This is a genomic window from Flavisolibacter ginsengiterrae DSM 18136 (genome assembly GCF_059568575.1).
The window spans coordinates 1-20,634 of the sequence record NZ_JCANTR010000001.1 but is presented as its reverse complement, the minus strand read 5'-3'; the positions used below and the strand labels follow the sequence as shown (position 1 = coordinate 20,634).

Annotated in this window: 21 protein-coding genes; 14 read left to right on the top strand and 7 right to left on the bottom strand. The window is 42.5% G+C overall.

Translation table 11 applies throughout. The features are described 5' to 3' along the window. The first annotated feature begins 68 nt into the window (after positions 1 to 68). The gene (locus BP74_RS00105) at positions 69 to 1,001 is read left to right on the top strand and encodes a hypothetical protein (RefSeq protein ID WP_496369801.1); all 933 of its coding nucleotides are present in this window, start codon (positions 69 to 71) and stop codon (positions 999 to 1,001) included. A gap of 72 nt (positions 1,002 to 1,073) precedes the next feature. Further along, entirely contained in the window at positions 1,074 to 2,588 is a 1,515-nt protein-coding gene (locus BP74_RS00100) for a saccharopine dehydrogenase C-terminal domain-containing protein (RefSeq protein WP_496369799.1), read from the top strand. A 5-nt stretch (positions 2,589 to 2,593) separates the two neighbouring features. On the opposite strand, the gene BP74_RS00095 is transcribed toward BP74_RS00100, so the two are convergent. Further along, a complete protein-coding gene (locus tag BP74_RS00095) occupies positions 2,594 to 3,286 on the bottom strand; it encodes an SIR2 family NAD-dependent protein deacylase (protein WP_496369797.1) in 693 nt (230 codons plus the stop codon). Positions 3,287 to 3,308: 22 nt separating this feature from the next. Continuing rightward, positions 3,309 to 4,097 (bottom strand): 5'-nucleotidase, lipoprotein e(P4) family, encoded by a 789-nt coding sequence (locus tag BP74_RS00090; RefSeq protein WP_496369795.1) that lies wholly within the window; start codon positions 4,095 to 4,097, stop codon positions 3,309 to 3,311. 95 nt (positions 4,098 to 4,192) lie between these two features. Between BP74_RS00090 and BP74_RS00085 the strand changes: the two genes are divergently transcribed. Then, entirely contained in the window at positions 4,193 to 4,429 is a 237-nt protein-coding gene (locus BP74_RS00085; protein WP_496369793.1) for a hypothetical protein, read from the top strand. A 71-nt stretch (positions 4,430 to 4,500) separates the two neighbouring features. Here BP74_RS00085 and BP74_RS00080 read toward each other — a convergent pair whose 3' ends face one another. After that, positions 4,501 to 4,914 (bottom strand): EVE domain-containing protein, encoded by a 414-nt coding sequence (locus tag BP74_RS00080; protein ID WP_496369791.1) that lies wholly within the window; start codon positions 4,912 to 4,914, stop codon positions 4,501 to 4,503. Positions 4,915 to 5,078: 164 nt separating this feature from the next. Between BP74_RS00080 and BP74_RS00075 the strand changes: the two genes are divergently transcribed. Beyond that, positions 5,079 to 5,651 (top strand): fasciclin domain-containing protein, encoded by a 573-nt coding sequence (locus BP74_RS00075; protein ID WP_496369789.1) that lies wholly within the window; start codon positions 5,079 to 5,081, stop codon positions 5,649 to 5,651. Positions 5,652 to 5,745: 94 nt separating this feature from the next. Here the strand turns inward: BP74_RS00075 and BP74_RS00070 are convergent, their stop codons facing one another. From BP74_RS00070 to pdhA, 4 genes are read right to left on the bottom strand one after another with little or no spacing between them, the layout of a single operon-like run. Then, positions 5,746 to 6,465: a (Fe-S)-binding protein gene (locus tag BP74_RS00070; protein ID WP_496369787.1), complete on the bottom strand. Its 720-nt coding sequence runs from the start codon at positions 6,463 to 6,465 to the stop codon at positions 5,746 to 5,748. A 1-nt stretch (position 6,466) separates the two neighbouring features. Continuing rightward, the gene (gene ribH / locus BP74_RS00065) at positions 6,467 to 6,967 is read right to left on the bottom strand and encodes a 6,7-dimethyl-8-ribityllumazine synthase (protein ID WP_496369785.1); all 501 of its coding nucleotides are present in this window, start codon (positions 6,965 to 6,967) and stop codon (positions 6,467 to 6,469) included. A 10-nt stretch (positions 6,968 to 6,977) separates the two neighbouring features. Next, the gene (locus BP74_RS00060) at positions 6,978 to 7,667 is read right to left on the bottom strand and encodes a tetratricopeptide repeat protein (RefSeq protein ID WP_496369783.1); all 690 of its coding nucleotides are present in this window, start codon (positions 7,665 to 7,667) and stop codon (positions 6,978 to 6,980) included. Positions 7,668 to 7,701: 34 nt separating this feature from the next. Next, entirely contained in the window at positions 7,702 to 8,697 is a 996-nt protein-coding gene (pdhA, locus tag BP74_RS00055) for a pyruvate dehydrogenase (acetyl-transferring) E1 component subunit alpha (protein ID WP_496369781.1), read from the bottom strand. A 199-nt stretch (positions 8,698 to 8,896) separates the two neighbouring features. Here pdhA and BP74_RS00050 point away from each other — a divergent pair, with 199 nt between their 5' ends. From BP74_RS00050 to BP74_RS00005, 10 genes are all read left to right on the top strand, one after another. Next, positions 8,897 to 9,412, top strand: coding sequence for a hypothetical protein (locus BP74_RS00050; protein WP_496369779.1), 516 nt, complete (start codon positions 8,897 to 8,899; stop codon positions 9,410 to 9,412). Positions 9,413 to 9,567: 155 nt separating this feature from the next. Then, on the top strand, positions 9,568 to 11,028 hold the full coding sequence (gene miaB / locus BP74_RS00045) for a tRNA (N6-isopentenyl adenosine(37)-C2)-methylthiotransferase MiaB (RefSeq protein ID WP_496369777.1): 1,461 nt from the start codon (positions 9,568 to 9,570) through the stop codon (positions 11,026 to 11,028). A 9-nt stretch (positions 11,029 to 11,037) separates the two neighbouring features. Further along, entirely contained in the window at positions 11,038 to 12,276 is a 1,239-nt protein-coding gene (locus BP74_RS00040; protein WP_496369775.1) for a sigma-54 interaction domain-containing protein, read from the top strand. 43 nt (positions 12,277 to 12,319) lie between these two features. Beyond that, complete coding sequence (gene lptE / locus BP74_RS00035; RefSeq protein WP_496369773.1) at positions 12,320 to 12,859, top strand: LPS assembly lipoprotein LptE; 540 nt, start codon at positions 12,320 to 12,322, stop codon at positions 12,857 to 12,859. Positions 12,860 to 12,871: 12 nt separating this feature from the next. After that, positions 12,872 to 13,888 carry a DUF8458 domain-containing protein gene (locus BP74_RS00030; protein WP_496369771.1) on the top strand — a complete coding sequence of 339 codons (1,017 nt, stop codon included), beginning with the start codon at positions 12,872 to 12,874 and terminating at the stop codon, positions 13,886 to 13,888. A gap of 1 nt (position 13,889) precedes the next feature. After that, complete coding sequence (gene secG, locus BP74_RS00025; protein ID WP_496369769.1) at positions 13,890 to 14,246, top strand: preprotein translocase subunit SecG; 357 nt, start codon at positions 13,890 to 13,892, stop codon at positions 14,244 to 14,246. A gap of 63 nt (positions 14,247 to 14,309) precedes the next feature. Further along, a complete protein-coding gene (gene mltG / locus BP74_RS00020) occupies positions 14,310 to 15,350 on the top strand; it encodes an endolytic transglycosylase MltG (protein WP_496369767.1) in 1,041 nt (346 codons plus the stop codon). Continuing rightward, entirely contained in the window at positions 15,350 to 16,285 is a 936-nt protein-coding gene (locus BP74_RS00015; protein ID WP_496369765.1) for a YihY/virulence factor BrkB family protein, read from the top strand. The genes mltG and BP74_RS00015 overlap by 1 nt, the downstream gene beginning before the upstream one ends. A 915-nt stretch (positions 16,286 to 17,200) precedes the next feature. Beyond that, a complete protein-coding gene (locus BP74_RS00010) occupies positions 17,201 to 18,115 on the top strand; it encodes a sugar phosphate isomerase/epimerase family protein (RefSeq protein WP_496369763.1) in 915 nt (304 codons plus the stop codon). 313 nt (positions 18,116 to 18,428) lie between these two features. Beyond that, a complete protein-coding gene (locus tag BP74_RS00005) occupies positions 18,429 to 20,126 on the top strand; it encodes a GMC oxidoreductase (protein WP_496369761.1) in 1,698 nt (565 codons plus the stop codon). The last annotated feature ends 508 nt before the right edge of the window (positions 20,127 to 20,634 follow it).

The window sequence follows — 20,634 nt, the reverse complement described above, 5'->3', positions numbered from 1 at the left end:
CCGCAACGTGTTATGGCAGTGTGGGCATAGAATTTTCAGTGATGTATTCGTGCCAAAATGATCAATCTATGGCGAAGTTTCTGTTGCTGCGAAATAGCAGGGTGTCTGGCCCTTATTCCATGGAAGAATTGAAGTCCATGGGGCTCCAGTCTTCGGACCAGTTGCAGGATGACCAGGATGGAACAACCTGGCACTCTATTTTCGAAGTTGAGGCTTTACAAGACTGGCTTTCTGAGTCGCTGCCGGAAACCTATCCATGTCAGGATGCAAATACATGCGCCACAGAAAATATGGCTCAGGACAACTTTCTTTCTCCAAACGGGAATTCTCCGGGAATCAACGATAAACACTCATCTTCCATGGATCACAAAAAAAGCAATGCTTTTCCAAAAGATCCATATACGGATTTTGAAGAAAACAGTCTGTTGTGGTTGATCAGGTTCCTTAGGCAAAACAATCCGTTTACCATAGCTGCTGTTTTTATCGGGCTTGTTTGCGGTACTATCCTGTTAAAGAAAATTGTTGACGCATTGATCGAGCGCACTTTTCCCATGGAACAGGTTTCAATAGTTTCCACTGCGCCCGTCCCGACAAATAAAGCACCGGATAAAATGTTTCAAAATGCGCTGGTGCGTGAATGGATAACCCCCCAGGCTAAAACAAGGAAAGCCCGCCCTTCGGTTACAAGACCACAGGACATCAAAAACAAATTATCCCTGAGTGCCAATAAGTATAAAACAGGATTCTTTGGAGGCATCAGCGATCTCCAGCTGACCATTAACAATGCTTCCCGCCATTTTGTAAACCAGGTGGAAATAGAGATCTGTTACAGGGAAAAGAATGGAGACCTTGTCGACACTAAAAACTTCCAGGTTGAATCCATACACCCGTTAAGTTCACGAATGATAAGTATTCCTCCTACACGCAAAGGTGTAAAAGTGAGTTATAAGATCCTGAATATTTATGCCAGCCAGCCAGGATCCATCCCAAAGCAGATATGATGGGCACTACTACTGTCACGCTCATTTGAAGATTTCTTCCTATAGTTTACAGGCTTACATTTGTTATACAGTATGAAAAATGTATTATTATTTGGTGCAGGGAAATCAGCAACCGTCCTGATAGATTATTTGTTAATGAATGCGGAGAAGGAAGACTGGCACCTGACACTGGCAGATGTCAATCGCAACTTGAGCCGGGAGAAGATAGCTGATTCAGCCTTTGGTACTGCCGTAACGGTTGACATAGCTAACGATGTTGAAAGAATGGCCCTGGTACGGTCGGCTGATATTGTCATTTCCTTATTGCCTCCCGCACTTCATATAGTTGTGGCAAAAGATTGTATAGCCTTTTCCAAAAACCTGTTGACCGCTTCTTATGAAGATGAATCCATGCGCAGTCTTCGTACCAGCATTGAAGAAAAAGGATTGCTTTTTTTATGTGAAATGGGCCTTGATCCGGGTATTGATCATATGAGCGCTAAAAAAATGATCGACGATATCCATGAAAAGAAGGGAAAGATCAATTCCTTCATTTCGCATTGTGGAGGATTGGTGGCCCCGGAAAGTGATAATAATCCCTGGCATTATAAAATAAGCTGGAATCCCAGGAATGTAGTGATGGCGGGTAAAGCAGGTGCCATCTATAAGCAAAATGGCGAGATCATTGAATTGAATTATGAAGAACTTTTTGCTGAAAAAAGATTTGTAACCGTGCCGGGTAATGAAGCACTGTGCTGGTATCCAAACCGTGATTCCTTAAGCTATATTTCCACTTATGGATTAGAGGAAACGGACACGTTCATTCGCACTACCTTAAGGCATCCTGATTATATCTATGGATGGAAGAATATTATTGATTTAAAGCTTACTTCAGAAAATCTAATGTACAACACTGACCAACGCAGCCTTTCCATGTTTTTCAGGGAACACATGGAAAAGAACGGGTTCAGCGAATGGCTGGAAAATAAGCTCCGGGACCAGTTTGATATGACCAAAGGCCTGCTGGCGGAACTGGTAAACCTGGTTGAACTGGAACAAAAAGCAGCAGATAAAGGAGTTGACAGTCCGGATGAATTTATGATGGTAGATGGGAAGGGCGACCTGCAGCAGGTAGATATAGATGACCTGAAGATCAATGCAGCGGCAACCCTGGCTGATAAAATGCATGATGCCAGCCTGACGCTGAAACAACTATTTTATCTGGGAATGGATGATGATGCCACCTTGATCAATAAAGGACAGTGCAGTGCTGCGGATGTATTGCAATTTGCCCTGGAGAAAAAACTGGCCCTGCAGCCAGGAGATAAAGACATGGTCATCATGCTTCATGAAATAGAATATACGGTGGATAACAAGAAATTTAAATCTACGGCTTCAATGGTAGTGACAGGTGAAGACGATGCCCATACTGCAATGGCTAAAACTGTTGGCCTCTCATTAGGCATAGCTGCAAAACTTATTGTGGATGGCACTATTGATCAAAAGGGCTTGTTGATGCCAGTTAACAAGGAGATCTATCTTCCCGTTTTGGAAGCATTACATCAACATGGAATATTCTTTAAAGAAGAGATTCAGTCAATAGAATAATAGCACTATTTATAATCGCGGAGCAAAGCCGTAATTTCCTTCATGCCTTCGCTGGCTACTTTTTCAATGGATGTGAGGTTATATAATTGGTTGGTTTCAGGAAGTTTTTTATCCACTATAAATTTGGGAATGTCAAGGGGAACATAATGTACAAGACTTGCTGCAGGATACACCACCAGCGAGGTACCCACTATTAAAAACAGGTCTGCTGTTGAAGCTATTTCCATAGCAACCTCCATCATAGGTACTGCTTCTTCAAACCATACTATATGCGGCCTCAGTTGATGACCATCTTCGGCTTTATCTCCCGGTTTTATTTCGTCCACAATAGGATAAATAAGATGTTCATTTTTCTCACTTCGCATTTTTAAAATTTCTCCATGCAGGTGAATGACGGATGTAGATCCGGCCCGTTCATGCAGGTCGTCAATATTCTGTGTTATGATTATAACATTGAAGTCTTTTTCCAATGCTGCCAATGCATAGTGTGCCGCATTGGGTTTGGCATCTCTTACACTCCTGCGCCTTGCATTATAAAATTCCAGCACCAATGCAGGGTTTCTCCGCCAGGCCGTGGCAGTTGCCACTTCATTAATATCATAGCCCTCCCATAAACCATCAGAATCCCTGAAGGTCTTCAAACCACTTTCCGCGCTGATGCCCGCACCTGTTAATACAATTAATTTTTTCTTCTGCATAACAATCATTGGTAATAGACTGTCAATAGGATTTTAATTCAGTCCGGATTACTGAATCTTTTTGTGCAAGACTTAATCCACTTTTCTTATAAAATGCAGGTTCCCAGTCACCATAGTTAGGATTGGGAAGAATGATAAAACGGTCACCAAACAGGGCTGCTGCTTGTTGGGTATTATTATCCCTTTCCTGTTGAGGCTTTTTATCAAACAGGTTACTGAAGTCTGCCAGGTTATCTCCTACCAGTAACAGCACATCATACCTGGCCATAATTGTTTGCCTTCTTTCTTCCTTACTGGAAACAGTTTGCCGCATCAACAAATGCTCATTGTCTGTGTTGGGTAAATGATATTTTGCCAGGTTGACGAGTGTCGACGCTTTTTCTCTTTCGTCCCTGTTAGTCACATAAAAAATCGTAATGCCTTTAGAGGCGGCATATTGTAAAAAAGATGGTGCACCGGGCACTGTATCTGCTATGGCTTTAGAAGTCCATTCATACCATGATGCTGATTCATATTCTTTGCCCATCAATCCCTGCTTTACAGCATAGGGGCTATTATCTAAAACGGTTTCGTCAATATCCGTAATAATCGCTTTTGGTTTGTTACCGGGAGTTGCCTGGTCCACCCGGAGCCTGGCCATATTATAAGCCTGGAAACATAAGGCTTTATATTCAGCTGCCTTCTGTTGGAAAACGCTTGTAAATAGTTTTCCATCTGCTACTATTGAACGGGCAGGCACTGATGTGACCGATTGCCTGGTTGTTGTACAGGCTGCAATAAATACGAAAGCAATAACACCATATCTTTTCATGGGAAAAATTATGGGGCAAAGGTAAAGTGCGATAACTCATCTAAGGCAAGGAATAGTTTGGACTTTTTTTTGTTAGAATAATTGAAACGATACGTATGGCAGAACAAAGATTTGAAGTATTACTGGATGGAGTACCTTATTCTGTAACAGCAAGTCCTTTCGAGTTCAATACAGAAACAAGATACAAAGTACAGTACAATGGCAATGAGCATATTTTTACCTGGGATTCCAGCCTTGGACGATTGGCATCGATAGACGATGATGCGGGTATTATCCCGGACAATCTTGAATTGGCAATCGCAAGAAGATTGCAGTCATCAGGAAGGATCTAGAAATAAAAAAGTAGCAATTCACATTGCTACTTTTTTTCATTATTGTTTGATGGGGCTTCTGTAGGGTCATATCATGATCCCGCCTGTGACAGTTCCAGCACTACCTTCCATTCCGCATCTGTCACTGGCTGAACGGATAGCCTGCTAATGCGCAATAAAGCCATATCCTGTAATCTTTTTTCATTTTTTATTTGTTTCATGCTCACCGGGTGCTTTAAACTTTTAACCGGCTTAAGGTCCACTGTCACCCAGGCTTCTTCAGAAGTGGTTGGGTCCTGGTAGGCTTCTTTTATCACTTTCGCAATACCCACTATTGAAAGTCCTTCATTGCTGTGATAATAAAACACTTCATCTCCTTTCTTCATTGATCTTAAATGGTTGCGGGCGGCATAATTGCGTACGCCTTCCCAGGAGGTTTTCCCATCTTTTTGAAATTGCTCCCAGCTATAAGCGGAAGGTTCTGATTTTACTAACCAATAAGCCATAATGGTGTTTATAAAAATGAACAAGTTAAATGCCGTCCAGGAATTACTTATACAGGCAATTATGTTGCAAGGATAAAATATTTTGAATTGCTAAATCCAGATTTTCTTTTCCAGCGTAATTATTCCTGTTACTTATTTATTATCAAATACGAAATCATAACAAAATGAAGAAGATCTCTACAGCTGTTGTATTATTTATTGCAGTAATGACAACACAGCAAAGTATGGCCCAGGGCAACAGGGCCATGAAAGAAATGACTGTTGAAGTGGGCGGCTCACCCATGTATCCATCGAAGAACATCATTGAAAATGCAGTGAATTCAAAGGACCATACAACCCTGGTTGCCGCGGTAAAAGCAGCCGGTCTGGTGGAAACATTACAGGGAAAAGGTCCATTTACGGTCTTTGCACCCACCAATGCGGCTTTCGATAAATTGCCCGCTGGCACTGTTGATGCATTGGTAAAGCCGGAAAACAAAGCCCAACTTACTTCCATCCTTACTTACCACGTAGTACCGGGAAAACTCAGTAGCCAGGAGTTAATGAGTTGGGTGAAAAAAGGCGGCGGAATGACAACTTTAAAAACCGTGCAGGGAGGTAAACTGTGGATCATTCAAAATGATGAAGGGTTATGGGTAAAAGATGAAAAAGGAAATAAGGCAAAGATCAGCATAGCAGATGTCAATCAAAGCAATGGTGTTATTCATGTCATTGACACAGTGCTGATGCCACAGTAGTAATCAGGAAATTTAAATAGCATAAAAGCCGCCGGTTGTTGAACCGGCGGCTTTTTAATAAATAATTTATTGTACAAAATAGAAGAGCGATTAATTACCAACCGCTGGCCAGCACATCTGCCAGGTGCATGGTTTGTAACGGGTGTTTCTTATTGTCAATATAGCCCTGCAAATGCATCAGGCAGGAAAGGTCAGTGGAAACCAGGTATTCGGCACCGGTAGCTAAAGCATGTTCCACTTTTTGCTCTGCCATCCCAATGGATATACCTTCAAATTTTACCGCGAAAGTTCCTCCAAAACCACAACAGGTTTCTACATCCTCCATCTCAACCATTTCCAGTCCTTTCACATTCGAAAGCAATTGGCGTGGTTCATTTTTAATGCGGCATTCCCTGAGTCCTGCACAGGAATCATGATAAGTTGCTTTCCCGGGGAGTGAAGCGCCAAAATCTGTAATGCCTAATTTATTGACCAGGAAATCTGACAACTCATAACTGTTTTGACCTATAGCTTTTACTTCGTTGTGCAGGGATGAATTGTCAAACAATTTGGGGTAGTAATTCCGTATAAAGCCAATGCAACTGGCACTTGGAGCTACAATGATCTTATTGGGGTCAAAATCGCGCAGGAACTTGGTGCATACTTCGCGGGCATCATCCCAAAACCCGGCATTGAAGGCAGGTTGACCGCAACAGGTTTGTGAAGGATTATAACTAACCTGGCAACCTGCTTTTTCCAACACCCGGATCATGTTAAAAGCGGTATCAGGAAAAAGCTGGTCAACAAAACAGGGGATAAAAAGCTGGATATTCATCTTATTGATTTCCTTCCTTAAGTTCCTTATTCAATAGCATCATTTTTAGCGCAGTGATCGCAGCCTCCTCACCCTTATGGCCATGAATACCCCCTATCCTTTCCATAGCTTGCTGTTCATTATCCACTGTCAATACTCCAAAAATAACCGGTACATCCAATGAAAGGTTTAATTGGGTAATGCCATCGGTTACGGACTGGCATACATAATCAAAATGAGGTGTTCCGCCCCTGATCACGCAGCCAAGCGCTATAAAAGCTGTTGCGGCAGGAGTTCCTGAACCAGCATATTGTTTGATGGCAAAGGGTATTTCAATAGCGCCGGGAACAATAATGGTTTTAGAAGGAATGCCATAAGCTTCCAACGTCTTTTTGCAACCAGTTTCCAATGCGTCAATGATAGTGGCGTTCCATTCAGTTTTGACTAAAACAACAAGGGCATCCTTTAACTCTTGGATGCCCTCAATTTCTTGTAAAAGCTTACTATTAGCAATATCTGCCATTACGGTGTAATTAATCCACGTTATAAACTCCAGCCTGTGCCAGGTATTTATCAGCCTCCATGGTATAGGTGCTCTGTGGAAATTTAGTTTTCAGTTCTTTATACAGGTCAATGGCTTGTTTCTTATCATTTAACACACGGTCTGCAAAATAAGCTGCCAGGAACAAGTACTCTGAAGAACCTTGTTGGTCAGTTTCAAATTCATGGGCTGCTTTTTTGTAATAGCTGAAAGCATCCGCATTTTTACCCTCTCCTGCATAAGCATCGGCCAGCAGCTTGTAGGAACGGGCTTTGATCTGCTCGGCATCCGTATCAAAATCTTTTAAGGACTTTTCCGCTTTGGCATAGTCTCCATTTTTCAGGTAGATCGTTCCGGCATAGAATTTTGCCATATTGCCTGCATCAGTACCACCATACTGGCTTATTACTTTTTCAAACCCGGGAAATTGTCCATCTCCTTTTAATGCCTTGTTCAGCGAATCGGCGCGGTAATATTCTTCTGCTTTGAAAATAGCTTCTGCTGCTTTTTTCTCTTTGGGTGCTTTAACCAGGTATTTATAGGCAAGGTATCCGCCTCCCAACACAATGATGGCAGCACATACCATCAAAATGGGACGATTGTATCGAACCCAGAAATCTTTTGCACGTTCAACCACTTCTTCGTTTTCAGCTTTTTGACGTGGGTGTTTTACTTCAGCCATGAATATTCAATGTTTAATTTGGTGGAATAATTAATTAATCCGTAATAAACGGATAGTTCTGGTCAACATATACATCTTTCAATACTTCATCATCTGATGGCCATGGAGATTCTTCTGCAAACTTCACGCTTTCTTCTACTGCTTTATTTACCCGGTCATTGATCTGGTTGATTTCCTCTTCGGTGGCCAGTTTATTTTCAAAGATGGTCTTCAATAATGCGGTAATGGGGTCCTGGTTCTTGTATTCTTCTACTTCTTCTTTTGTACGGTATTTCTGCGGATCGGAGATGGAGTGACCTTTATAACGATAGGTCTTGATCTCAAGCAAAGTTGGTCCACCTTTTTCCCTTGCCCTTTTTACAGCCCTTGACACGCCTTCATGAACAGCTTCGGCACTCATGCCATCAATTACATCGGCAGGCATTTCATAAGCATCGGCCAGCTTATAGATATCGGTTATGTTAGAGGTGCGGCTGACAGAAGTACCCATTGCGTAATTATTATTCTCGCAAATGAATATTACCGGCAATTTCCACAACATAGCCAGGTTGAAGGTCTCATGCAACATACCCTGGCGGGCAGCACCATCACCAAAATAAGTCAGTACCACGTTGTCCGTCCCGCGGTATTGTTCTGCGAAGGCCAGCCCGGCGCCTGTTCCGATCTGGGCGCCCACGATACCATGTCCCCCATAAAAATTCTCTTTCTTACCAAAAAAGTGCATGCTTCCACCTTTACCCTTCGCACATCCTGTGGCCTTGCCATACAATTCAGCCATGCAGGAATTTACAGATATCCCTTTAGCAATAGCCAAACCGTGATCGCGGTAAGCAGTGATGAACATATCTTCTGGTTTTGTGGCAGTCATACATCCGGCAGCTATTGCTTCCTGCCCTACATAGGCATGAAAAAAACCGCGGATCTTTCCTTCCATCTTATACTTTTCTTCTGCCATGAGCTCAAACTGGCGGATGAGCTGCATTAATTCGTACCAATACAGGTAGGTCTCTCTTGAAAATTTAGTAGCCAAGGCTGCAATTTTGAGCCGCAAAAATAAGGGAATACCGCTTTAATATGTTGTTTATCATTCAGAGATTTCAGTTTTAAGTCCTTAGGCTTCAGCTACAATTACATTTTTGGCAATATTTTATACCTGGATACCTGTTTTCCTGGCCTCATCATGGACCTCGCGGTTCTACCTTTTTATTTCAGAGGCCTACCTTTGCCGTATGAATTTAGAATACAGAGAACTTTTACCCCATAATTTTCCTGGTAACAGCAAAGTGTGGATCTATCAAAGTTCCCGGCTGTTCACCTTAGCGGAAGCACTGGAGATAGAATCACTCCTCAACAAATTTGCCGCGGAATGGCGTTCACACGGCGCTGAAGTAAATGCCTACTGTAATTTATTCTTTGGCCAGTTCATTGTTTTGATGGCTGACGAATCACAAGTGGGTGTTGGTGGATGCAGCACGGATTCTTCTGTTCGTTTTATAAAGGAACTGGGTGAAAAATTCGGTGTTGATCTGCTCAATCGTACCAACCTGGCCTTTGTCATAAAAGATAAGATCCAGGTATTGCCCATGAACCAGTTGCTATATGCTTTTGAAAACGGGTTTATCAATGGGGACACCCTGTTCTTTGATAACCTGGTCCTCAATAAAACAGCCCTGGAATCAAAATGGATCGTACCGGTAAAAGAATCCTGGCTGGCATCTAAACTGCCATTACAGGTGCAGTCCTAAAATGAAAGTTTTATATTGCTTTATTGATCATTGATCAAAAAGGATCCTGTGTTTGTTAATGGCGTTTTACATCTCTAATGGATTTCCTAAAATCTGTCATCCTGTCACTATCACCGTCTTAATTATTTATCTTTGCAGCCAATTTTAGAGGAATTATGTTTGAAATAGCAACCACCAAGGTGCATGATGAGGCCAGGCAGGGAGAAGCGTATGCTCCTTTTAATAATGATCCTAACTTATACCAGCGCCGTTTTTATATTGAAAGCTATGGCTGCCAGATGAATTTCAGCGATAGCGAGATCGTAGCTTCCATTTTATCAGCAGAAGGTTTTGGTGCCACCAGGAATTTTGAGGAAGCAGACCTTATATTACTGAACACCTGTTCCATCAGGGAGAAGGCTGAGCAGACAGTAAGGAAACGTTTGACTGAATTTAAAAAGCTAAAAAAAGGCCGTCCCTCTACCTTAATTGGTGTTTTAGGTTGCATGGCGGAGAGGTTGAAATCCAAATTTTTAGAGGAAGAAAAATTAGTGGACCTGGTGGTGGGTCCTGATGCATACCGGACATTGCCACAATTGATAGCAGAAGCAGATGGAGGCCAAAAAGGGGTCAATGTTCTTTTAAGCCGTGATGAGACCTATGCCGATATCTCTCCCATCCGTTTGAATAGCAATGGCATTACCGCCTTTGTAAGTATCATGAGGGGTTGTAATAACATGTGCTCATTTTGCGTGGTCCCTTTCACCCGTGGACGGGAACGCAGCCGCGATGCCCAAAGTATTTTGAAAGAATGCCAGGACCTGTTTGAGGCTGGTTATAAAGAAGTGACCTTACTGGGTCAAAATGTTGACAGCTATTATTTTGTGCCCGAGGAACTGGCTTCTAATGACAACTCCTTGATTAATGGTTCTGCCGCAAAAGCTGAAGTGGTCAATTTTGCGCGATTGCTTGAAATGGTTGCACAGGTATCCCCTGACCTAAGGGTTCGTTTTTCCACTTCACACCCCAAGGATATTACAGACGAGGTCCTGCATACAATGGCCAGGTACGAGAATATATGTAAATACATCCACCTTCCGCTGCAAAGTGGTTCTACCAGGGTACTTCAGTTAATGAACCGCAGTTACTCAAGGGAATGGTATAAGGCCAAGGTGGAAAGGATCAGGGAATTATTGCCCGGATGTGGTATCAGCTCTGACATCATTGCTGGTTTTTGCACGGAAACGGAAGAAGACCACAGGGATACTCTGGATATGATGGAATTTGCCAGGTATGATATGAGCTATATGTTCTTTTACAGCGAACGGCCGGGCACTTTGGCACAGCGCAGGTATGCAGATGACATTCCCCTGGATGTAAAGAAAAGAAGGCTGCAGGAAATTGTGGAAGTTCAAAACCGCCTTTCCCTGGAAAGCAACCTGAAAGACCTTGGCAAAACCTTCAAAGTATTAATAGAGGCTGAATCGAAAAAGAGCAATGAGCATTGGATGGGCCGATCAGGAGAAAATAAAGTGATTGTGTTCCCTAAAGGAACTTCTGGTTACAAGCCAGGTGATTATGTTCATGTTAAGGTCAGTGAATGTACACAGGCTACATTATTAGGCGAATTAGTTTAAACCATACGAATGGATCTACAGAGTATAAAAAACAGGTTTGGAATTATAGGTAACTCACCGGCACTCAATTATGCATTGCAGGTAGCAACGCAGGTGGCCAATACTGACCTGACGGTCTTAATATCTGGTGAAAGTGGTGTAGGTAAAGAAGCTTTCTCGCATATCATTCATTCTCTTTCATCACGCAAACACAATCCCTTCATTGCTGTGAACTGTGGCGCCATACCAGAAGGCACTATTGATTCGGAATTGTTTGGTCATGAAAAAGGTTCCTTTACCGGCGCTGCGGATAGCCGTAAAGGATATTTTGAAACTGTCAACAGCGGTACCATTTTCCTTGACGAAATAGGTGAAATGCCATTGGGCACCCAGGCCCGCCTGCTACGTGTTTTGGAAAGCGGTGAATTTATCCGTGTAGGTTCTTCCAAAGTGCAGAAAACAGACGTGAGGGTGATAGCAGCTACCAATAAAGATCTGCTGCAACTCGTACAACAAAATAAATTCAGGGAAGACCTGTATTACAGGTTGAATACTGTCCCTATCAGGGTACCCTCCCTTCGTGATCGTAAAGAGGATATTCCGCTCCTATTCAGAAAATTCGCTGTAGACTTTGCAGAACGCTATAAGACCTCTCCGGTGCAACTGGATGATGAAGCCAGGCAATCACTGATGAATTATCCTTTTGCCGGTAATATCAGGGAATTGAAAAACATCGCTGAGCAGATATCCGTGTTGGCTGTGGACAGGCAGATCAATGGAAAAGAATTGGGCCGTTTTCTTCCGGAAACAAATACCAACCGTTTGCCCATTTTGGCACATGTGAACGGGCAGGAATCTCATGAGTTCAATAATGAGAGAGATATTTTGTACAAGCTCTTTTTTGATATGAAAAGAGATGTGACGGAATTGAAAAGGTTATTCTTTGAAGTTATGCAGAATCCTTCTTTGGCCCATCAAAGCCCCAGCTTTTTAAACGAGGTTAAAGAATTGCAAACTTCAGAGGCAGGTGCACCCGTTTTAGTATCTTCAAATGTTCCTTCACCCTCCCAACCTGTAGTGATGCATGCGGGTGATATTCATGAACATGAAGAAGTGGAAGAAAGCCTGAATATTATGGATAAGGAAAAGGAACTGATTATAAAGGCCTTGAAAAAACACAGGGGAAAAAGAAAGGATGCAGCCATGGACCTGGGCATCAGCGAAAGAACCTTGTACCGTAAGTTAAAGGAGTATGATATAGACCAGTAAAGGATTGTATTCGTAGTAACTGCCTCCAGAATAAAAAACAATTATGCGTGTAAGATCTTCAATAGCATTTTTCCTTTTCGCGGGTTTCTTATTGATCTTTTTGAATACTACATTTTCCTCCTGCGGGGTTTATAGTTTTAATGATGTGGGCACAATTCCCGACAGTATCAAAACCGTACGAGTAAATTTTATTGAAAACAGGGCGCCTTACGTGAACCCTCAATTGAGCCCCACACTTACCGATAGGTTAAAACAAAAGATCACCAGCCAGACAAGACTTTCCAGCACTACAAACGATAATGCCAACTGGGATATCAGTGGAAGTATCACTGATTATTCAGTGAGCACATCGGGTGTTACCAATACCAATGGTCGTGCGCAGTCTTCACTGAACAGGCTGACAGTTTCTGTCCATATTATATTGAATAACCAGCTCTCCAGTCATGTGCAGGAATTTGATATCAGCCGCAGTTTTGATTTTGATTCCAACAAAAGCCTGCAGCAAGCTGAAGCTGGCCTGCTCGATGAAATGATCCGCAATCTGACAGACGAAATTTTCAACCGTATATTTTCCAATTGGTAGTAAATTGCCGACATGAGCGAAAGAATCCATGCACTGGCTCAACATTTGTTTGGCAAAGCGACTATTGAAGAATGTGACCTGTCTGAAGTTAAAGGACTGGCACAGCGCTATCCCTATTTTGCACCCGCTCAATTTCTCCTGCTCGAAAAATTAAAACAGGAAGGATCAGCAGAATACAACGCTCAATTACAAAAAGCAATTCTTTATTATCCCGACCCGCTGGAGTTCCAATATTTTATTAATTCAGGCAGGTATTACACAGAGATCAGTTTTGATGATCAGGAATTAGCTTTAGGTGATGGAGAAGATAACATTCCCTTTAATGAACCTGTTGTGGTGGATGAAGAACAGAATGCCCGTGGGTTTGATACTGCTATAGAAGATACTGAACCGATTACAGGTTTGGAACAAGTTGAAGTACCAATAGAGGTGCCTAAGCCTGTCAAAGAATTGGAAGCAGTTATGGAGCCGGTAGTTATTGAACCGGAAACATCTTCTGCCTTAACAGAACCTGATAAGGAAAATGAAATCAACAATGCCAATATAACTGCAGGAAGTGAAACCAGTTTGGCAACAGTTGAGGAAATCCCTTCAGAACTACCGGTTCCAGGACAGGGGTTATTAAAAGATAAGTTAAATGCGCCTGTTACAGACACAGGCATCAGCTTTGAACCCTTTCATACGGTTGACTATTTTGCTTCCCAGGGTATCAAGATATCTCAGGAGGAACTGCCAAGGGATAAATTTGGTAAACAGGTGAAAAGCTTCACCGAGTGGTTAAAGACCATGAAAAGACTGCCGGCTACCCAATTGGGAGCCTCGGTAGATGCCGGTACTGAAACCAGGGTTCAGAATATGGCGTTGAATTCCATACATGATGCCAGCGTGTGGACGGAAGCCATGGCTGAAGTCTGGATCAAGCAGGGTAACGCCTCAAAAGCCATTGAAGTTTATAACAAATTAAGTTTGCTCAATCCCTCTAAAAGGGCTTATTTTGCAACGAAAATTGAAAATCTAAAGCGTTCCTGATATGACCTTGTTATTTCTTATCCTGATCATTGTGGCCTGTATCGTTTTAAGTCTGATCGTTTTGGTTCAAAACCCTAAGGGTGGCGGACTGGCCGGTAACATCGCCGGATTTAGCAACCAGTTCATGGGTGTTAAACAAACAACGGATGTACTTGAAAAAGGCACATGGATCTTTGCAGCAGTTATTGGTGTTCTTTGTATTGTTTCCACCTTTTTTATCTCTGGTGGTCAGCAGGTTCGTGATCGTATTGACAATGTAACCAATGGTCCTGTACCGGCACAACAACCCGTACAGCAACCAAAGCCGGCTCCTAACTCAGGTACTTTCCCTGCACAACCTCAGAACAGCCCTAAATAATTAATTCTTTATAGTTGGAAACCCTGTCCTGAAAGACAGGGTTTTTTATTTACTTTGAACCCTATGAAGAAAGTAGTTTGGGCAATAGTGATCCTCCTCCTTATTGGAGTAATTGGCGCAGGTTGGTTTCTGTTGGGACCAGCCACGGGGTTTTCAACTGACAAAGAGGTTTTGTATATCAGGACAAAGGCACCTACAAAGCAGGCCGTTCTCGATTCCATTGATAAGAATAATATTGTTTACAATCTTACCACGTTCAAATGGCTGGCTTCCTGGATGAACTACTGGACGAGTATCAAGCCGGGCAAATACGAGGTTAAAAAAGGCACCAGCCTTTTCTCTCTTGTACGGACACTTCGCAATGGACACCAGACACCGGTAAAACTGGTCATCACCAAATTGCGCACCCGTGAAGATCTGGCAAAGCTGGCGGGAAATAAGTTTGAGTTCGACTCTATTCAGATGATCCGTTTCTTATCAACCGCTGATTCTTTAAAAAGCTATGACCTGGATTCTACTACTGTAATGTCTGCAATCATACCGGACAGCTATACTTATTTCTGGAACTCCACACCATCTGTTGTTTTTCAGAAGCTCTATGATGAATCAAGGAAGTTCTGGACCAGTGAAAGAAAACAAAAGGCACAGGCCCATGGACTGACTCCTGTCCAGGCTTATACTTTGGCTTCCATCATTGAAGAAGAAACCAATAATAACAATGAAAAAGGCAATATTGCCAGTGTGTACCTCAACCGGATAAACAAGGGTATGCCTTTGCAGGCAGATCCCACAATTAAATACGCTTTAAGGGATTTTGGACTGAAGAGGATCTATGAGAAATACCTGCAGGTGGAATCGCCTTACAACACCTATAAGAATAAAGGATTGCCCCCGGGACCAATCTGTACGCCTTCAAAAAGATCTATTGATGCGGTCCTGAATTCACCGCAAACAGAATATCTCTATTTCGTGGCCAGCCCTGATTTCAAACAGGAACATGATTTCAGTACGTCATATGAGGAACACCTGAAAAAAGCTAAATTGTACCAACAGGCACTGAATAAAAGGGATTCATCCAATAAGGCCAAAGAAGAAACCAAATAATGGCTTTACATACCAGGATAACCAAACAGATCATAGCCTCCGCCCCGGGGCAACAGATCGTAAGTCAAAGCAAGAAGGTGTACTTGCCCGGGTTCAAAGGTTTGTCCATCTACGAAGTATGGCCTTCCTTCCTTGCCCAGTTGCGCCGCACCAGTTTAACGGAAAGGGCTAGTGGCATTTCTTTTAATATTGTGATGGCCATACCCCCTACCATGATCTTTGTTTTTACACTGGTGCCTTTACTGCCTATCTCGCGTGAATTTGTTCAGGAACTGTTTTCATTAATTCGGGATATTATTCCCGGGGAAAAGAATAACGCGGTGATCATTGCCTTCCTGAATGATTTTCTCAATAGCCCGCGCAATGGTTTATTGTCTTTTGGTTTATTGCTGGCCATTTATTTTTCCAGTAATGCTATGATGGGTATACTCAGAGCCTTTGATAAAAATTACCCGGGCTTCCGGAAAAGAAAATTCATTCGCAGGCGCCTGGTGGCTTTGCAATTGACCCTGATCGTTTTTGTACTGGTGGCGGTATTTGTATTCCTGCTGATTGCCCAGGGACAGGTATTGAACTGGCTGGGAGTTAAAAGCCATTTTTGGCAAAATATGATCTATAATGCCCGGTGGATATTTATTGTTTTATTATTATTCTATATCGTTTCATTTGTGTACAGGCACGGCCCTTCCATTACTAAAAAATGGCCCTTCCTTACACCGGGTTCCATTTTAGCTACGGGTCTAATGATCATAACCACCTTACTGTTTTCATTCTACGTCAACAACTTTAGTAATTATAATAAGCTCTATGGTTCCATCAGTGCCATTTTCATCCTGATGTCATTGATCTATGTAAATGCTTTGGCGGTGCTTATGGGTTTTGAACTGAATGTGACGCTATCAAACCTGAACAGGATCAAAGAAGAAAAAAAGTAAGTGTTTCTTGTTTATAGTTTTTTGTTTCTCGTTCTTCAGGGTATACCATAGCTATTACATGCAGTCATACTTTAAATCAATATTTAAATAGACAGCAAATAGATGAAGAATATTCTTCACCTCCTCCATCAAACCTCCACCCTGTTAAACGCTAAACACTGATCCTTTACCTTTCTTACGAGTTATTATAAAAAATTAAATCCCCTCTTTCGAGGGGATCAATATTTTCAGGTCGCCGGTACTTTTTGTTTAGGTTAATCGGTATTGGACGCCTGGGCATTCACAGGATTGGGATATTTGGATTTAATGGGTTCAATGGATATCTGGATCTGGATATTCGAAAGGATAAAAGATAGAAGTTGACTGATATTGGATTTGGTTTTTCTTTTGGAAATTGGATAATAACTTACTGGACGGTTGTTTTTCTGGATACTGGATGGATTGATATGTATCAATCAACTTCTGATGCAAAACTAAGCCTCCACCTGTTGTGGAACAATAGCTTTAATACCTGATTTTTTGTTTATGGTAATTACTTAGAGCCTCGTAATTCTACGAGAATAGGCTTCGTGTAAATGCGTAGTAGATTGTATCGTTTTGCCTGTAAAAGCTATATGAAGATCAAAAAAGGATAAAAAAAAGGCCGGATAGAAATCCAGCCTCGTGTAAAATCCAATATCCTATGAAAAACCAAGGCTAAAGTAACGGGCGATTTGTTACCAAGCAAGTAAGTTCCCTACTGTTTTGTGAAATGTTAATAACTAAGCTTTACCCGGCCTTTAAAATCCCCGGACTGTGTACAAATCAAAGTTCTCCAATTGCTCTTTACGCATTGACAGCGCATTCATCGTATACCTATCTATTTAGCTTTATTAATGTATATTGAATCAATAATATCATTATTGGCTTATTGATATGAATACTTCTACCCGTAAAGAATTTTTACAGGCCTCTGCCCTGCTCCTGGGTTCAATGATTATAGGTACTGCCTTTGACTTCCGTAAAAAGCCCGTTTTGTTGTCCTTTTCAACCCTTGGATGTCCTGACTGGTCCTTTGATCAGATCACAACATTTGCAGTTAAGCATGGTTACAGGGGAATAGAAATAAGAGGATTACAACGCCAGATGGACCTTACCCAATGCCCTGAATTCAAATCCCCTACCAACAGGAAGGATACCCTATCCTTGATGAAAAAGAAAAGACTGGAATTTGTCGGACTTGGTTCATCTGCAAATATGCATGCTGAGGGTGCTGAAAGAGAAAAGAGCATGGTAGAAGCAAAGCGTTTCATTGATCTCGCATCACAGGTACACTGTCCCTATATTCGCGTATTCCCCAATAACCTGCCGAAAGACCAGGATAAAAAGGAGGTCATAAAACGCATAAGCAAGGGATTATTGGAACTCGGGGATTATGCCAGCACAAAAAAAGTAATGGTGCTTCTGGAGACCCATGGTGATCTCACCAGCTCAGAAGATATCCTCCAGGTAATGCATGAAGCTTCCCATAAACAAGTTGGACTGGTATGGGATGTTTGCAATATGTGGACGGTAACCAAAGAGCCACCTGCATTAGTGTATAATAAGCTTCGGAAATATATCCACCATACGCATATTAAGGATGCCAAAATAATAGATGGCCAGCCTCACTATACATTGCTGGGCCAGGGAGATGTACCCATCTTTGAAGCCATTGATGTCCTGGCAAAAGCTGGTTACAAAGGTTATTATAGTTTTGAATGGGAAAAGCTCTGGCACCCGGAAATTGCGGAACCTGAATTAGCCATTGCTGACTACCCGGTTGCTATGAAGAGGCATTTTGGGGGTTAGTTGACAAGTTAACAGGTTGGCAAGTTGATCAAGAGGAATGAATTAAATGTAAACTATGAGTTGATAAGTTAACAGGTTGAAAAGTTGACAAGGAGGGAAAGTCCTTATGAATAATGAAAAATATAATGTAAAAATGGCCTATTGCTTAACGTTACTTTATAAATTTTGAAATCATGATCCCAAACTTTGACCTACATGATTCAAATATTACACTTAGTGAAGTTGGCAACTGACCTTAAGAAATATTACTATAATAGTGTTTCTTACACCTAACGAACCAGAAACAAAAAACAATAAACCAGAAACCCTTCCTATGCCTGGAGATCCCCTACTCAACATCAAATCCAAACAAAAGAAAACTTACGATGCTATTATAGTTGGATCGGGAATCAGTGGTGGCTGGGCTGCAAAAGAACTATGTGAAAAAGGATTAAAGGTATTGTTGCTTGATCGGGGACGGAATGTGGTTCATGGAGAATATCCAACTGCAACTAAAGATCCGTGGGATTTTCCCCATCGTCTTTCATTATCACTGGAGGATAAACAAAGAAACTTTGTACAAAGCCGCCACTACTCCTTCCGTGAGGACAATAAGCATTTCTATATCAATGACCAGGAAAATCCCTATGAAGAAACCCAACGTTTTGACTGGATCAGGGGTGACATTGTGGGTGGTCGCTCATTGTTATGGGCAAGGGCCTGCTACAGGTGGAGCGACCTGGATTTTGAAGCCAATCTAAAAGATGGTCATGGCGTTGACTGGCCCATCCGCTATAAGGATATTGCTCCCTGGTACGATCATGTGGAATCATTCATTGGAGTGAGTGGTAATAAGGATGGAATAGCCGTGATACCTGATGGAAAATTTCAGCCACCTTTTGAAATGAATTGTGTGGAGAAACATTTTAAAACGCAGGTAGAGAAAAACTATAACGACCGGAAAGTGATCATGGGCAGGACGGCCAACCTTACCAAACCTGTCAAAGGCAGGGGTCAATGCCAGGCCCGTGATCTTTGCCACAGGGGTTGTCCCTATGGAGCTTATTTTAGCACGAATGCCAGTACCATTCCTGCTGCCTATGCTACCGGCAACCTTACCGTACGTCCCCACGCTCTTGTAAACCAGGTGATCTACGATGAGCAAAAACAAAAAGCCAGTGGTGTCGAGATCATAGATACTGAAAGCAAACAAACAGAGACATTTTATGCAAAGCTGATCTTCCTGAATGCATCAACAGTAGCTACTGCATTTATACTTTTAAATTCCACCTCCAGCCGCTTTCCCAATGGCCTGGGTAATGGCAGCGACCAGGTAGGCCGCAACCTGATGGACCACCACAAGGGACTCTCCTTCTCGGCAGAAGTGGAAGGATTTGAAGACAGTTATTATTATGGCCGGAGGCCGGTAAGCATTTATATTCCCCGCTTTCGAAATATTGCAGAACAGCAGCCGGGTTTCATCCGTGGTTACCATTTTGGTGGCAGTGCCTTCAGAACAAAAGCCTTTAGCGATATAGCTGTTGGCGCGGAGTTAAAAGAAGTCCTTACTCATCCAGGGCCCTGGCAAATGGGTCTGTATGCTTTTGGTGAATGCCTTCCCTATCCGGACAACCGCATCAGCTTGAATCATTCGAAAAAGGACCAATGGGGTCGCCCTATTATAGCTATTGACTGTGCGTTCAGGGATAATGAAAAAGCCATGCACGAAGATGTTAAGGCTACAGGGCTGGAGATTTTGAATGCCGCAGGTTTTAAAAATCCCTCCGTACGTGGCAGCATATCTTTCCCTGGAAATGCCAACCATGAAATGGGCATCGCCCGAATGGGTCAAGATCCCAAAACTTCGGTATTAAATGCCTGGAACCAGATGCACGAAGTGCCCAATGTGTTTATTACCGATGGCTCCTGCATGACCTCTTCTTCCTGCCTGAATCCCTCACTGACCTATATGGCATTGACTGCCCGGGCCTGTGATTATGCGGTGAAAGAAATGAAGAAGCTGAATTTATAATAGCTTGTTCTCAAGGCTACTCCCGGCATGCTCCCAATTAACTACCTGGCTACTACCTACCTGGAGTATAGCAGCCCCCTATCTTCTCCCTACCTGCAGTATAGATACTGCGTGGTGATCACGCAGTATCTATACCTTAGCTATACTGCAGCCAGGGCGTTGGTACACTGTAGATAGGGAGAAGGAGGGGAATATCGAACAGATGAACAAGGAATGTTGAATGATGAAGCTCTGCCTTCGCTCAAGCTTCGGCAGACGAAGGTAGAGAAGGGCCACAAAGCCGCAAAGGCTCAAAGAATCGCGAAGGATTTCCTGATAAAACAAGAAGCCTTTGGCTGTTTTCTTTTCAACTTGTTAACCTGTCAACTTTTCAACCATATTTTCCAGCGGCCAAAAGCGGTCATTACCGGTCAAATCGGTCAAAAGCGGCCAAAACGGACATAGGGGTTTTGAACTGAGAGGGATTTTCAAAAACTTGCAGCTATTAAAATCTAATACCAGTTATGGC